This is a genomic window from Bacteroides sp. RTP21281st1_H5_RTP21281_210402, from assembly GCF_040918965.1.
In the GTDB taxonomy this organism is placed as follows: Bacteria; Bacteroidota; Bacteroidia; order Bacteroidales; family Bacteroidaceae; genus Bacteroides; species Bacteroides congonensis.
This window is the reverse complement of the sequence record NZ_JBCOWR010000014.1, coordinates 18,793-34,927: the sequence shown is the minus strand read 5'-3', so window position 1 is coordinate 34,927 and position 16,135 is coordinate 18,793. Positions and strand designations below refer to the sequence as shown.

10 protein-coding genes are annotated in these 16,135 nt (G+C 43.4%); 5 read left to right on the top strand and 5 right to left on the bottom strand.

The annotated features are described in order from the left end of the window. Positions 1 to 125: 125 nt before the first annotated feature. Positions 126 to 2,486: a PDZ domain-containing protein gene (locus tag AB5443_RS18935; RefSeq protein WP_277134204.1), complete on the top strand. Its 2,361-nt coding sequence runs from the start codon at positions 126 to 128 to the stop codon at positions 2,484 to 2,486. Positions 2,487 to 2,519: 33 nt separating this feature from the next. On the opposite strand, the gene AB5443_RS18930 is transcribed toward AB5443_RS18935, so the two are convergent. Beyond that, complete coding sequence (locus tag AB5443_RS18930; protein WP_277134206.1) at positions 2,520 to 3,971, bottom strand: glycoside hydrolase family 10 protein; 1,452 nt, start codon at positions 3,969 to 3,971, stop codon at positions 2,520 to 2,522. Positions 3,972 to 4,079: 108 nt separating this feature from the next. Between AB5443_RS18930 and AB5443_RS18925 the strand changes: the two genes are divergently transcribed. From AB5443_RS18925 to AB5443_RS18915, 3 genes are read left to right on the top strand one after another with little or no spacing between them, the layout of a single operon-like run. Further along, positions 4,080 to 5,510, top strand: a complete 1,431-nt coding sequence (locus tag AB5443_RS18925; protein ID WP_195662723.1) for a carbon starvation protein A — start codon at positions 4,080 to 4,082, stop codon at positions 5,508 to 5,510. Further along, positions 5,507 to 5,737 carry a hypothetical protein gene (locus tag AB5443_RS18920; RefSeq protein ID WP_022138347.1) on the top strand — a complete coding sequence of 77 codons (231 nt, stop codon included), beginning with the start codon at positions 5,507 to 5,509 and terminating at the stop codon, positions 5,735 to 5,737. Before AB5443_RS18925 ends, AB5443_RS18920 begins: the two co-directional genes overlap by 4 nt. 4 nt (positions 5,738 to 5,741) lie before the next feature. Continuing rightward, positions 5,742 to 6,227, top strand: coding sequence for an outer membrane beta-barrel protein (locus AB5443_RS18915; RefSeq protein WP_022138348.1), 486 nt, complete (start codon positions 5,742 to 5,744; stop codon positions 6,225 to 6,227). Positions 6,228 to 6,337: 110 nt separating this feature from the next. On the opposite strand, the gene uvrA is transcribed toward AB5443_RS18915, so the two are convergent. Continuing rightward, entirely contained in the window at positions 6,338 to 9,109 is a 2,772-nt protein-coding gene (uvrA, locus tag AB5443_RS18910; RefSeq protein WP_277134210.1) for an excinuclease ABC subunit UvrA, read from the bottom strand. 95 nt (positions 9,110 to 9,204) lie between these two features. On the opposite strand from uvrA, the gene AB5443_RS18905 reads away from it, so the two are divergent. After that, complete coding sequence (locus AB5443_RS18905; protein WP_277134212.1) at positions 9,205 to 10,713, top strand: glycoside hydrolase family 10 protein; 1,509 nt, start codon at positions 9,205 to 9,207, stop codon at positions 10,711 to 10,713. On the opposite strand, the gene AB5443_RS18900 is transcribed toward AB5443_RS18905, so the two are convergent. From AB5443_RS18900 to AB5443_RS18890, 3 genes are read right to left on the bottom strand one after another with little or no spacing between them, the layout of a single operon-like run. Next, positions 10,710 to 11,258, bottom strand: a complete 549-nt coding sequence (locus tag AB5443_RS18900) for a chromate transporter (protein ID WP_022138353.1) — start codon at positions 11,256 to 11,258, stop codon at positions 10,710 to 10,712. The two genes, AB5443_RS18905 and AB5443_RS18900, sit on opposite strands and share 4 nt — an antisense overlap. Before the next feature lie 51 nt (positions 11,259 to 11,309). Further along, positions 11,310 to 11,852 carry a chromate transporter gene (locus AB5443_RS18895; RefSeq protein WP_022138354.1) on the bottom strand — a complete coding sequence of 181 codons (543 nt, stop codon included), beginning with the start codon at positions 11,850 to 11,852 and terminating at the stop codon, positions 11,310 to 11,312. Next, positions 11,849 to 15,865 carry a two-component regulator propeller domain-containing protein gene (locus AB5443_RS18890; protein WP_277134215.1) on the bottom strand — a complete coding sequence of 1,339 codons (4,017 nt, stop codon included), beginning with the start codon at positions 15,863 to 15,865 and terminating at the stop codon, positions 11,849 to 11,851. Before AB5443_RS18890 ends, AB5443_RS18895 begins: the two co-directional genes overlap by 4 nt. Positions 15,866 to 16,135 lie beyond the last annotated feature (270 nt).

The following is a 16,135-nucleotide window of genomic DNA, read 5'->3' as shown; positions in this document are numbered from 1 at the left end:
TTTGAGCTACCCCCATACCATTTCTTTTATGGTACGTAAAGTTATTAAAATTTCATTTTTTGTTAATTAAGTATTTTATTTAGTCTATCTTTGCCCATACAGATAGCCCCAATAATCATATCATTATGAAAACACGAAGAATAAAAACAATCCTTCTTTTTTTATCAACAATGCCATTTATAGGCATTTATGCCCAATCGATATACTACGTTTCTCCTCATGCATCATCCGGTGGAGATGGCAGTCTGGCAACTCCTTTTCATGTCATTCATGAAGCGGTGGAAAAATCTCGAAAGGATAAGAACTGCACTACGATTTATTTGAGGGAAGGGAAATATATATTAGATAGCCCCTTGGTGCTGACCTCTGCTGATGGAAATGATTCGAAAGAATTAATAATAAAGAATTATCCAGGTGAGAAAGCTATAATATCAAGCGGAATTACCTTGGACTTGAAATGGGAAAAGTACAAAAATGGTATCATGCGGGCTGCGGTGAAAGGGAATCCGGTTATGGATATGCTTATCGTAAACGGAGATTTGAGGTCTATGGCACGTTATCCTGATTATGATAAAACTGCTGTTCGTTTTAATGGTACATCTGCTTTGGCAACAGCACCGGAACGAGTGAAAAAATGGAAGAATCCGGAAGGAGGTTACCTTCATGCTATGCATAGTCATGATTGGGGTGATTTTCATTATCGTATTACAGGTAAGAATGAAAAGGGAGAGTTGCAACTGGAAGGCGGTTGGCAGAACAACCGTCCTATGGGAATCCATCGTGAAAACAGGATGGTAGAGAATATCTTTGAAGAACTGGATGCTCCGGGAGAATGGTACTATGATAAAAAAGAAGGCTGGTTGTATTATTATCCTTTGCCCGATGAAAATATAAACGAACTGACGTTTGAAACTCCTCAACTTAAAAACTTGATTGAATTGGCGGGCACTTCATCCTATCCGGTGAAGAACATAACCATTGAAGGAATAGAACTGACGCAAACGATACGGACATTTATGGAACCTTACGAGCCCCTGCTCCGTTCGGACTGGACGATATATCGGGGAGGAGCCATTATTTTCAGGGGAACGGAAAAATGTGCCTTGCGTGATTGCTATGTCCATCATGTCGGAGGAAACGGTGTCTTTTTTGATAAATATAACCGTTATTCGGCAGTGACCGGTTCTTTCCTGACTTTTATTGGAGCCAGTGCCATCTGCTTTGTTGGAGATGTGGCGGGAGTACGTTCACCGAGTTTTAGGTACGGGGAATTTGTTCCTTTGGATAAAATGGATACTACTAAAGGTCCTCAGAATGACAATCATCCTGCTTATTGTGAGGTTTATGATAATTTGATATGTACTATCGGTTTGTTTGAAAAGCAGATTACAGGAGTGGAACTTTCCATGTGCCGTAACATTACAGTTAGTCATAATAGTATTTACGATACTCCCCGTGCTGGGATTAACATCAGCGAAGGTACTTGGGGCGGACATATTATCGAATATAACGATATTTTTAACACCGTAAAAGAAACGGGTGACCATGGAACTATCAACTCTTGGGGACGTGACCGTTTTTGGCATCCGAATTATAATGTAATGACGCAAATTACGGATGAAAATCCAGCATTGATTTTGGCAGATGTAGTCGAACCTATCATTATCCGTCATAATCGGTTGCGTTGTGATAGAGGATGGGATATAGATTTGGATGATGGCTCCAGTAATTATCAAATATACAATAATCTTTGTTTGAATGGTGGTATTAAACTGCGTGAAGGTTTTTATCGGACTGTTGAAAATAATATTATCATTAATAATACGCTTCACCCGCATTTGTGGTTTAAAAATAGCGGAGATGTTTTTTCACGTAATATTGTAATGGCCAAATATAAACCTATAAGAGTGTATGGTTGGGGCAGGGAAGTAGACTATAATATCTTTACAGACAGTTTGTCGTATCTTGCGGCTCGCCAACTTGGTGGAGATGCTCATTCTATAGTAGCTGCAATCAGGTTTATAGATACTGCGAAAGGTGATTTTAATGTAGCAGACGATTCTGAAGCGATAATTAAAGGAGGTTTCCGTAATTTTCCAATGAATAATTTCGGAGTGTTGTCTTCTCGTTTGAAACAGCTGGCTGAAAGGCCTGTTATGCCCGTTCCACTTGTGGCAGGTCATGTTACGGATACTAAGACGATGCTTTGGAAAGGGGTAACGTTTAAGAATCTGGATACATTGGAAGAACGCTCCGCTACTGGTATGGACACGGAACGGGGAGTTTATGTCGTTTCAGTAGATGCCCTAGGTAGTCCGGTCAGAGATTTTATTGCTCCGAATGACGCTATTCTTAGTGTAAATGGAAAGCTTGTCAATAATTTAGCTGACATGAAAGAGGCGTTGAAACATGCGGATACACGCAAAAAGGTAGAGCTTGTTATCTTTAGAAATCAAAAGGAACATAAAACTGTTATTCCTCTTTGATTTTATATATGTCTTTACTTGATACTGTTAGTATCACTTTTGTACCGCTACACTCTCATTTCCATAACGGTCTACGGCTGTAACAGCGAAATGCTTTTTCGCATTCCAAGGTAGGATAGGGGCATAGATATAACTTGTCTCCCTGATATTCTGCGCTACGATATTTTCCGGTCGGCTGGTGTCTACCGGATACTCATTGGAAGCGTAAATCACATACATCGGATTATTATGCGGATCATTATCAGTAGCAGCCTGCCACTTTAATTCTGTATATCCATGGTCGATATCAGTTACTTTCAGTTCGGTTGGAGCTGTGGGCGGCACATTATCCAACCAGGGCATTGGTGGCTGTAAAGCCGGATATGCATAGAAGTTTTCGGCTAATTCATCATAAATACCTTGCGTATTTTCCATGAGATACTTTACCCGGTAGTGTGCTTCACCCGCCAGTTTATGACTGCGGATGAAATTCATCTGACGGTCTATCTCGTCACGCGTCCATTTTCCTTCGTCGGGATGAAGGAAATAAATGCCGAGCCCCGGAATCACCTGTCGTCCATTACTCTGTTCTTGCCAGTCGAGGGCAAAAGGATAGAAACTATTCCCTTGGAAATACATCATTGGATATATCTGATCCATGATGCCTTCTCCGAGCCATCCTTGCGGGTCTTGATAAACGGTATGAAAAGCATTCCACCCACGGGAAGGGTAACGTGAAGTATCACGATATTTTCCTACCGGGCTGGCACTTAGCTTCACCCACGGTTTTATCGCTTTTACACCCTTATATATATAGCGTACGATTTCTGAAATATTATCCCGTCGCCACTGTTCTACTGTACGACCTTTGCCATATCGGCGGAAGTCGTACTTGTCGGGAAAGAGAGGAGCATTCTCGGGATAACGCAGGTAATCGAAATGCACTCCGTCAATATCATAGCGGCTTACGACTTCCCGCACCAGTTTCATCAGATATTCTTTAGTTCCCGGATGTCCAGGATTCAGGAAATATTCATTCTTATACGGTACGCAAATATCTTTCATCCGCTTGGTGACGGACTGGCTGCCGAGAGAAGCAACATGTTTCCTGTTTCCTAACGGGATAGTCACCATCCAGGCATGGCATTCCATACCCCGCTTATGACATTCTTCGATGGCGAAAGCGAGCGGGTCATATCCGGGATTTCCACCGGATTTCCCTGTCAGGATAGAGTTGAAAGGTTCGATGGACGAGGGATATAGCACATCCCCGCGTGTACGCGTCTGAAACAGGACGGTATTAAAGTTGGCAGTTTTCAGTTTATCGAGAATATCCACCAGTTCTTCCTTTTGTTTGCGGATACTTTGCGGACTTACAGCACGTGTACGAGGCCAGTCGAGACCATACAGAGCTGTGAGCCATGCGGCACGGACTTCATACTTGGGCTGTGCAGCCATTGGGAGTAAAGGAAACAAAAGTGAAAGAATGAAAATATATCGACGCATATTCTTTATTTTTTGTTTTAAATCCCTGCAAAGTTAGTAAAAGTGTCGGTATTGTTGGGCTATTTCGTGAGATTATGTTACATTTGCCAAGCTAAAAAACGACACACTATGATTACATTTACTCTATGCCTGCTTGCATTGATAGTAGGCTATTTTACGTATGGACGCCTGATGGAGCGCGTCTTTGGTCCGGATGACCGTAAAACACCGGCACTAACCAAGGCTGATGGAGTGGACTATATCCCTTTACCAACCTGGAAGATTTTCATGATTCAATTCCTTAATATTGCAGGATTAGGCCCGATTTTCGGGGCAATTATGGGAGCGAAATTCGGAACATCTTCTTATTTATGGATAGTATTGGGAAGTATTTTTGCAGGTGCGGTACACGATTATTTTGCCGGAATGCTTTCTTTGCGTAATGGCGGTGAAAGTTTGCCTGAAATCATCGGCCGTTATTTAGGGCTTACAACGAAACAGATAATGAGGGGATTTACCGTTATCCTGATGATTTTGGTAGGTTCGGTGTTTGTGGCCGGCCCTGCCGGACTGCTGGCAAAACTTACACCGGAAAGTCTGGATGCCACGTTTTGGATTATCGTTGTGTTTGCCTATTATATTTTGGCAACTTTATTGCCTGTAGATAAAATCATTGGTAAAATCTATCCGCTGTTTGCGGTGGCGCTACTGTTTATGGCAGTAGGTATCCTGGTGATGCTTTACGTTCATCATCCTGCCTTGCCGGAACTGTGGGATGGGTTACAAAATACAAATCCCGAAGCGAGCGAGCTTCCTATTTTCCCGATTATGTTTGTGAGTATTGCTTGCGGGGCAATTTCCGGTTTCCACGCTACGCAAAGTCCTTTGATGGCACGTTGCATGACTTCGGAACGTCACGGTCGCCCGGTGTTCTACGGTGCGATGATTACCGAAGGTATTGTTGCCCTTATTTGGGCTGCCGCCGCTACTTACTTCTTCCATGAGAACGGGATGGGAGAGAGTAATGCTTCGGTTATAGTGGATGCCATTACAAAAGAATGGTTGGGAGCAGTCGGTGGAGTGCTCGCTATCTTGGGAGTGATTGCCGCACCAATTACTTCGGGAGATACGGCTTTCCGTTCCGCCCGTCTGATTGTGGCGGATTTCCTGGGACTGGAACAAAAAAGTATGCGTCGTCGTTTATACATCTGCGTTCCGATGTTCGTAGTTGCTATCGGTCTGCTTTTGTATAGCTTACGTGATGCGAACGGATTTAATATGATATGGCGTTATTTCGCTTGGGCTAACCAGACGTTGGCTGTGTTTACCCTATGGGCTATAACAGTATTTTTAGCGGTATCCAAGAAACCTTATATCATTACTTTGATACCGGCATTGTTTATGACAAGTGTATGTTCTACTTATATATGTATTGCTCCTGAAGGCTTGGGACTTTCGCACGTAATTTCTTATAGCGTTGGTATAGCGTGTGTGGTGATTGCGGCAGTTTGGTTCTACGTCTGGCTGGGCAAGCAGAAAACAAGAAAATTATCAGAATGAAGAAAATAAAGAAATCGACGGGAGTTGCGCTTGCATTCCTTATTTATGTATCAGTAACTGCGGCTTATTTGTTGCCACGTAACACTGAAGTTGGTCTGACAGAGAAAATACTCACGGTGGCCGTATCTTATGTCATTGTCTTCCTCCTCTGGTTGGTACTCCGGAAAAAGGAACAAATGCGTGAACGCCGCAAAAAAGACGAACAATCTATTCACTTAAAAAAGTAAGTTTATGAAGAAATTAGCTTTGGCTCTTTGCTTATTGGCAGTCTCTTTCACTGCACAGGCACAATTTGAGAAAGGAACTACGATTATTAATCCTTCATTGTCGGGATTGGACTTTTCGTATAGTAAAAATGATAAAGCAAAATTTGGTCTTGGCGCACAGGTTGGTACGTTCTTTGCCGAAGGTATTGCCTTGATGGTAAATGCCGGAGCCGACTGGTCGAAACCGGTAGACGAGTACACATTGGGTACGGGAGTACGTTTCTACTTTAACAAAACTGGTATTTATCTGGGTGGCGGACTTGACTGGAACCGTTTCCGTTGGAGTGGCGGCAAGCATCAGACAGACTGGGGATTGGGTATCGAAGCCGGATATGCTTATTTCCTCTCCCGTACAGTAACTATCGAACCTGCCGTTTATTATAAATGGCGTTTCAACGACGGTGATATGTCACGTTTCGGTGTTAAGATAGGATTCGGATTTTACTTGTAAGAGAGAAACCTGATAGAATACAAAATAATAAGTCCTTGTAGAAGCTATATTTCCACAAGGGCTTTATTTATTAGAGTCAGGTTTGGTACTCTTTACAGTATAAACGTTGCTTAGCCTAGTTTTTCTTTCAAAAACTGCCCCGTATAGCTTGCTCCGCAAGCAGCCACTTCTTCGGGAGTACCTACGGCTACGATGTTTCCACCTTTGTCTCCACCTTCGGGACCGAGGTCGATTACATAATCGGCACATTTGATAACGTCCATATTGTGCTCGATAATAACGATGCTGTGTCCCCGACGAATTAGTGCGTCGAAAGCATCCAGCAATTTGCGGATATCATGGAAGTGCAATCCCGTAGTCGGTTCGTCAAAGATGAACATGGTCGGGTCTGCTTTCTCCTGGCTCAGATAGAATGCCAGTTTCACACGCTGGTTCTCACCGCCGGAAAGGGTGGAAGAGGATTGTCCCAGTTTGATATATCCTAACCCTACGTCCTGTAATGGGAGCAGCTTCTTCACTATTTTCTTCTGTCCATGTTCATTGAAGAATTCAATAGCCTGGTTCACGGTCATTTCCAATACATCATAGATACTTTTATCATGGAATTTCACTTCCAATGTGTCGGACTTGAAACGTTTTCCGTGGCAGGATTCACATTCCAGTACCAGGTCTGCCATGAACTGCATCTCTACGGTGATTGTTCCGTCACCCTTACATTCTTCGCAACGTCCGCCTTCGCTGTTGAAACTGAAGAATCCGGCTGTATAACCCATTTGTTTGGCTAAAGGCTGTTCAGACCATAGTTTACGGATTTCATCATATGCCTTGATATAAGTCACCGGGTTGGAACGTGATGATTTGCCGATCGGATTCTGGTCTACGAATTCTACATTCCTCAGGTCGCGCAGGCTACCACCGATAGAGGAGAATTCTCCCGGACGGTCACTACATTCATCCAGTTCACGCTTCAGTGCCCGGAAGAAAATGTCCCGTACCAGCGTACTCTTGCCGGAACCGGAAACTCCGGTAACGACTGTCATTACGTTGAGCGGGAAACGGGCGTCCACACCTTTCAGATTATTTTCGCGCGCGCCTTTTAATTCTATATAGTTGTTCCACGGACGGCGATGTTCGGGAACGGGAATTTCTTCTTCTCCCAAGAGATAACGCACCGTGTGGCTGTTACTTCCTTTTTTCAAGTCTTTCATGTCGCCTTGATAAACGACTTCTCCCCCCAGACGTCCGGCATTAGGGCCTATGTCGATGATGTAATCTGCAGCACGGATGATTTCTTCGTCATGTTCCACGACTACTACCGTGTTGCCTAACTGTTGTAGTTGGCGTAATACATAAATCAACCGATCCGTATCACGACTGTGAAGGCCGATACTTGGCTCATCGAGGATATAAAGGCTACCTACAAGGCTGCTTCCCAATGATGTTGCCAAATTGATACGTTGGCTTTCTCCACCGGAGAGGGAATTGCTTAAACGGTTCAAGGTCAGGTAACCCAAACCTACATCAATCAGGAAGTGGATACGGTTGTTGATTTCAATAAGGATACGGCGGGCTACGTCGCTGTCGTGCTCGTTGAGTTCCAGACCGTCAAAGAACTGCTTTAATTCCGTGATTGGCAAATCTACCAGTTCGGAGATATTCTTACCGCCGACCCGTACATATCCGGCTTCCGGTTTCAGACGTGTGCCGTGACATTTCGGACAAAGCGTCTTTCCCCGATAACGTGCAAGCATCACACGATATTGTATTTTGTATTGATTCTCTTCCAACATCTTGAAGAAATCGTTGATGCCGTGGAAGTACTGGTTGCCTTCCCAGAGCAGACGACGTTGTGCATCCGTCAACTCAAAATAAGGCGTGAAAATCGGGAAATCGAACTTTTCCGCATTATGGATGAGTTCTTCTTTCCATTCTCCCATCTTCTCGCCGCGCCAACATACAATAGCTCCTTCGTATACGGATAAAGAACGGTTCGGTACAACCAAATGCTCGTCGATACCGATCACTTTGCCGAATCCTTCACAGGTAGGGCAGGCGCCGATAGGAGAGTTGAACGAGAACATCTGGTCGTTCGGCTCTTCAAAGACGATGCCGTCCGCTTCGAATTTCGTGCTGAAAGTGTGTCGCTTCGTTGTTCCGTCCGAAAGGTAGAAACGCAGCATGCAGGTTCCGTCACCTTCATACATGGCTGTTTCGGCAGAGTCGGTCAATCGGCTCATGGCATCCTTGGTGTTGGCTACCGCCATACGGTCTACCAGCAGATAGACTTCATCACCTGCCACGGGTGTATATTCGTCTATACGTTTCATTTCACCGTTCACTTCGATACGGTTGAAACCCTGTTTCAGGTCTATTTCCAACTGTTGTTGCAGGGTGCGGTCTTCACGCAGACGGATTGGTGTCAGCACCGTATATCTTGTACCTTCCGGATACGAGAGCATGCAGTTGACAATATCTTCCGTCGAATGTTTCTTCACTTCCTGTCCGCTGACGGGGCTGTATGTTTTTCCCACGCGGGAATACAACAAGCGGAGATATTCATAAATCTCAGTCGAAGTCCCCACAGTAGAACGCGGGTTGCGGCTATTCACTTTCTGCTCGATGGCAATGGCGGGCGGAATCCCTTTGATAAAGTCACATTCCGGCTTGCTCATTCGCCCCAGAAACTGGCGCGCATAGCTGCTCAAACTTTCTACATAGCGACGTTGTCCCTCTGCATAGAGGGTATCAAAAGCGAGGGAAGATTTGCCGGAACCCGATAATCCGGTGATTACAACAAGTTTGTTGCGTGGTATATCTACATCGATGTTTTTCAGGTTGTTTACTCGTGCACCCTTAATCGAAATATAGTTATTTTCTGACATAAAATACTCCTTGTTTTATGGTAGTCGGCAAAGTTAGCGAATTTATCGGGAGTTTGTATTATCTTTGCGTCACATTATTACGATTTAAGAATATTATGAAGCTGAAAAACTATCTTTTACTTTTAGCTCTTCTTCTTGCGGTAGGAGTGAGGGCGCAAGTGCCATCTGGCAATAAATATCCTAAACGTGAATTTCGTGCAGCGTGGATACAGGCTGTCAACGGTCAGTTCCGGGGGATTCCTACCGAACGGCTGAAACAGACATTGATTAGCCAGTTGAACTCTCTTCAAGGAGCCGGCATTAATGCGATTATCTTTCAGGTACGTCCTGAAGCGGATGCATTGTACGCTTCACAACATGAACCGTGGAGTCGCTTCCTGACCGGTACGCAAGGGCAGATTCCTTCTCCTATGTGGGATCCGATGCAGTTTATGATTGAAGAATGCCAGAAAAGGAATATGGAGTTTCATGCCTGGATTAATCCTTATCGTGTGAAGACTTCGTTGAAGAATCAGTTGGCACCGGAACATATTTACCACCAGCACCCTGAATGGTTCGTTACTTATGGCGATCAGCTATACTTCGACCCGGCACTTCCCGAAAGCCGGGAATATATCTGTAAGATCGTGACCGATATCGTGTCCCGCTATGATGTGGATGCTATCCATATGGATGATTATTTTTATCCTTATCCGGTGAAAGGATTGGACTTTCCGGATGATGCGAGCTTTGCCCGTTATGGTGGCGGTTTTACGAACAAGGCTGACTGGCGTCGTAGTAATGTCAATGTGTTGATAAAGAAGCTTCACGAGACTATCCGTGGGATAAAGCCATGGGTGAAGTTCGGTATCAGTCCGTTTGGTATTTATCGTAATCAGAAGAGCGATCCGTTGGGAAGTAATACGAACGGTTTGCAGAATTATGATGATTTGTATGCCGATGTCCTGCTTTGGGCACGTGAGGGATGGATTGATTATAATATTCCGCAGATATATTGGGAAATCGGTCATAAGGCAGCCGATTATGAGACGTTGGTGAAATGGTGGGCTACCCATTCGGAAAACCGTCCGTTGTTTATCGGTCAGTCTGTGCCGAACACTATCCAGCATGCCGACCCGCAGAATCCTTCCATCAACCAGCTTCCACGAAAGATGGCTTTGCAGCGTGCTTATCAGACGATTGGCGGTAGCTGCCAATGGTATGCGTCGGCTGTTGTCGAAAATCAGGGAAGATACCGTGATGCTTTAGTGAGTGAATATCATAAATATCCTGCATTGATTCCTGTCTTTGACTTTATGGATGACAAGGCTCCGGGCAAAGTGCGCAAGATGAAAAAGGTATGGACAGAAGATGGTTATGTCCTTTTTTGGACTGCTCCGAAAGCAGAAACAGAAATGGATAAGGCTGTCCAATATGTAGTGTACCGCTTTGGCGGAAAAGAAAAAGTGAACCTTGACGACCCTTCGCATATTGTAGCTATCACCCGCAATCCTTTCTACAAACTTCCATACGAAACTGGAAAAACGAAACACCGTTATGTGGTAACGGCTTTGGATCGCCTTCATAATGAATCGAAGTCTGTAAGTAAGAAAGTGAAGCTTTAGTAAAGCAGCAATCCTGCAATACCGCAGGCAATAATCATCAGAATCGGATTTGCTTTATATTTTCTTGTTCCGATAAAAGCTATCAGGAATATAATGACGCTGATAACGAACGAATAAGTGTCTTCCGTAGGTGAACCGAAATTCTCTACATTCATTAATACCAGTGCGGCAGAAGCCAGTAGTCCTACGACTGCTGGTCGCAGCCCGCTGAAGATGGATTCTACTACCGGATGTTTCTGGTATTTCAGAAAGAATTTACTGATAGTCAGCATTAAGATAAAAGAGGGGAAAACTACCGCAAAAGTGGCAATGATAGAACCCCAAACGCTGCCTGTCGAAGTGAACCCAACATAGGTCGCTGCATTGATACCTATCGGCCCCGGTGTCATCTGACTGATGGCGACTATATCTGTGAACTCCTGCGAACTTACCCATCCGTAGCGGGTTACCACCTCGCCTTGAATCATGGAAAGCATGGCATAACCGCCACCGAAGCCGAAAAGTCCGATTTTGAAAAATGTATAGAATAACTGTATGTAAATCATGTGATTAATAATTTATTATATAATAATCCGTGCCTTCTTAACTCTCCGTTCTCAACTCTCAACTTTTCTTAATTTTCCCCAAAGGAAACCGCCTACACCCGCAGCAATAATAATCCAGATCGGCGAGAAGCCCAGCAGCCAGATAAGCAGTGCTGAAACAATGGGAATCCACAGATTGTAGCGGTTGATTTTGGCTGACCGCCCCATTGTAAAGGTCGGTGCGGCGATAAGTGCCACTACTGCCGGACGGATACCTTTGAAGATACGCTCCACTATCGGATTATCCTTAAAACTATGAAAGAACAGGGCGATAGCCAATATAATAATGAAAGAAGGAAGAATCGTTCCTAATGCCGTGACAATGCTTCCCCGGATGCCGCGCAACTTATATCCTATAAAAATGGAAATATTAACCGCCAGGATGCCGGGGGCGGACTGGGAGATGGCCAACAGGTCGATAAAGTCTTCCTGCGCTATCCATTTCCGCTTGGTCACAATTTCATTTTCGATGAGTGGCACCATTGCATACCCGCCGCCAATGGTAAAAGCGCCTATTTTAAAAAAGATTCCAAATGATTCGAGATAAATGTTCATTCTTCTTTTTCTCCTTCTTCTTTGTTTGTTACTGCTTTTTTTGTTTTGAAGTATTGACTGGGACTTACGTTGTAATGCTTCTTGAATACTTCACGGAAGTATTTGGCATCACTGAATCCTGTCATCTCCGCTATTTCCGTTATGCTGTGTGCGTCTTCTTTGAGTAATTTTACGGCACGTTTCAGGCGAATCAGCCGGATGTAATCTCCGGGTGACTGGTCGGTCAGTGCTCTTAGTTTATTGTAGAAACTGGTACGGCTCATACCCATCAGGCTACAAAGCACATCTACTGTAAGAGCTGGGTTATCTATGTTGTCTTCCACATTCTTCTTGACACTTGCTATGAACTTCCAGTCAATATCCTGTGAACAATTGATGCAATCTTCATCGTTCTCTTCATCTTCGAGATCCAGGCTTGCATACTTGCTGCGCAAAAGGGCGCGGTTTGCCAGCAGATTGGATATATTTGCCTTTAGAATACCAATATTGAACGGTTTCACTACATACTCGTCTGCGCCGATGTTAAGTCCTGCAAGAATATCCTTCTCGTTGTTGAGAGCCGTCAGCAGGATAACAGGGATGTGCGATGTCTCGATATTGTTCTTGATAACTTTGCACAACTCATCCCCCCGCATTTCCGGCATCATGATGTCGGAGATAACCAGTTCCGGTTTATATTCGGGAATAATAGTCAACGCTTCTTTTCCGTTGGAACAAACCTGGATGGTATAGTCTCCGGATAATGTTTGTGATAGGTAGTTACGTAACTCATCGTTATCTTCCACGATTAAGATTCGTTGGTGACCTGCATTTTCTTTCTTTTGCGCTGTTTCGTAAATCTCAGGGGATGGAGCTGCATCATTGTTGAGGCTTTTGATTTCCTGGCGTTGCTTGCTTGGAGTCGCCAGGTGCGCTTTCCGATAAAGTTTACTGTTTTTCGGGAAAGTGATTTTAATTACGGAACCCTGATTCTCCACACTAGACAGGTTAATCTTTCCTTTGTGCAACCGGACTAATTTCCATACGAGCATCAGTCCGATACCGCTACCGGTCACTTTGGAATTGATAGCGTTACTGCCGCGGAAATGAAGTTTGAACAATTTGCTTTGTTCGCTGGCCGGAATACCGATACCTGTATCCCTCACTTCCACGCTCCACGAATCGGACGTCTCTGAAACGAAAACCTGCACGTTTCCATTTTCCGGTGTATATTTCAACGCGTTTGAAATGATATTCTTGAAGATAGATTCCATCTTCTCTTTGTCAAACCAGACATTCATGTACCTGAAATTACTTTCATAGGTGAAGTTGATATGTTTGATATTGGCATACTGCTGGAATGCGTTGAATATTTCACTCATGAACGTGTTGAGCTCATGTTCCGAAATATATAGCTCGGAAGAATATACGTCCGCTCTTTCGAAATTGATAAGATTAGTCGTGAGACGTAACAGAGAGTTTACGTTACGTAAAGCCGTGTTCATATTCGAAATGCCTTCCTTGCTTAATGTCTCTTTTTCGCGAAGTTCTTCTAAAGGTGCTTTGATCAGCGTCAATGGAGTGCGGATGTCATGTGCCGTATTGATGAAGAAGTGTATTTTCTCGTCGGAAACTTTACGCTGCTTTCTTAAAATAAGGATACGCAATAGAATGGCGGCAATGAGGAAAAGTATGCCTGCATATAACAACATCGCCCAGAACGTCAACCAGAATGGTTGGGCAATGATAATATCCATACTTCTCTCTTCGAGTACGATGCGCTTGTCTTCATTAGAGATGGTGCGTACTTTCAGTGTGTATGTTCCCGGTGCAAGGTTGGTGTAACGGATTATACTTTCACTGCTGGGCTTGCTCCATTCTTCGTAGAATCCTTCCAGTTTCCAGGAATAAAGGATGTTGGAAGGATAATCGTAGTTGATGGAAGAAACCTTCAAGGAGAAAATATTCTGATTGTATTTCAATTCCAGTACTTTGGTATCATTGATACTTTCTTTCAGCGGAGAATTTTCATCTCCCGGATAAATAGTCTGATAGAAAAGCTTGAAGTCACTGAAAATCATCTTGGACGAATAGCTTCTGGGTAATTTCATATCTTTATGAAATTCGATTGCTCCGTCAGAGCTTCCGAAGACAAAGTTATTGTTTTTGCGTAATACGCCCGACAACGCATTGAAGTGCGTAGTCATCAATCCCATATCTTCCGTCCAGTTATAAAATTTCTTTTGTTCCGGATAGAAACTCGTCAGTCCGCTCTCTGTACCCATTAATATCTCTTTATCCGCATCCGACAATATGGTATAGATATTATTGGATATCAAAGCGCAGTTCTCCGAGTAGTAATGAGTGAACAGCTTTTTGTTAAAATCGTAGATCAAGAGTCCTGAACCGCTTGTACCTATATATAATGACCCGTTCTTTGCCTGATACAAAGAGTAGATATAGGTTGATTCTACGGGAAGTTTGATGCGTTCCCATTTTCCGGATTCCTTGTCCAATAGATATAGCCCCGTGGCACTACCTATCCACATGCTTTTATCATCTTTTTCGACGATGGCGGTGACGGAGTTCAAACCCGGGTAAAACCGTACATCCTGTGTTTCCAGGCGGATACGTTTCAGGTTGTAAAATCCGCCGGACCAGATGTATCCTTGTGAATCCATGCGGATATCACGAATATATTTGTCAGGCCGCATGCTGGTTTGGGTGTATAGCGGCGGCATGAAATAACTGACTTTAAATGACTTCTTGTCTATTTGGTAAGCACCGGAAGAATAACCGCCTGCCCAAATAGTTCCGGGCGCCACTTCACAAAGGGTGAGGAATATATGGCTCTTATTTTCTTGTGACTTCTCAAATGAACTGAGCACCGAACGCCACTGTCCGGTTTTTGAATTTAAAAAGCTGATACCGTTGTTTGTCGCGAACCATAAATCTCCGTCTCTGTCTTCAATGATTGCATTTACCTGGTCATTGATTAAGGACTGCTTGTTTCCTATGGAGTGTTTTATCCATTTATAACTGGAGTAACGGTTGTTTTGTATGGTTATTCCAATAGGATAATTTGCCAGCCAAATCCTTTCTTCATCATCTACATAAATGTCATTGATGCTGTTGCCGTTCATGCCATTATTGTTGTTGTAGTCTGTGATGATGTAAGGTTCCAACTGGAAAGTTTCAATATTCATTTTATGTACACCACCGCCATCCGTTGCTATCAGCAATTCTTTGTCATTCAGTGACTTGAATTTGTTGATACTGATATCTCTCAGATTGTTGTCCGGTTGTACGACAGACTTGATACTCATGTCGTAGATGAAAATGCCCCGAAGGAAAGTTCCTATGAATAGTTTTCCTATCTTTTTGTCGAAGTGCAGGTCGCTGACCTGAACTTTCACGTTCTCCAGTTTGTCGCAGTTGATAAGTTCCAGAGTGTCATTTTCCAGTTTGGCATAGTGAATCCCCATTTCCGTACCAATAAAGTAATGCGATTCGTCTATTTGCTCAATGTCGGTGATTTCTTCCTTTATTTCATTCCTGATAGGGCACACTTGAGCGGTTGCCGTGTTATAAAGAAAGATTGTTTCTTCATTGCATAGCCATATATGATTATTCCGGTCGAGCCATGCAAAGCTGACCGGAGCAGGCAGGTCACGGAAGTTCTCTATCGGTAACTTGTAGACAAGTTCGAAACGGTCATGGATCTCGTCATATCGGAATATCTTGCCCTTCTTGCCGATTTCCCACAGTACTCCATCCCGGTCTATATATAGCCAGTTGAGGTTTAACAGAGAATTTACTTCTGTGTCACCGTCCATCAACTTATATCGCTTGAAATCTTTTCCGTTGTATCTATCAATACCTTCGTGTGTGAGGAACCACATATAGCCGGTTCTGTCTTTCTGAATGCAATAAACTCGCCTGTTGCTCAACCCATCTTCCACTCCTAGATATTGATACGTCTGAGCGACACAGGTTAAAGGAAACAATAATAATAGAAAAATCCACTTTTTCATACAAATAGGACTTTTAAGGGTTATTGAATCTTATTTTAGAGGGGGAAAGTTTGACAAAATTAAGAAGAATTTTTGATACTGCAAAATTTTAAGGTAAGATTACATGGCTCTTAAAGTGAAGTGGATAAGGTATTTTACTGCTATTTGTATAAGCTGTTTATTTGAGACTGTTTAGTTGCAAAAAAAGGAATTACGGTAGCAAGAAAAAAATGAAGAAAAGGCTGATATTTCAAAAAATACCAGCCTTTCTTAGATAAATTATAAAGGAAA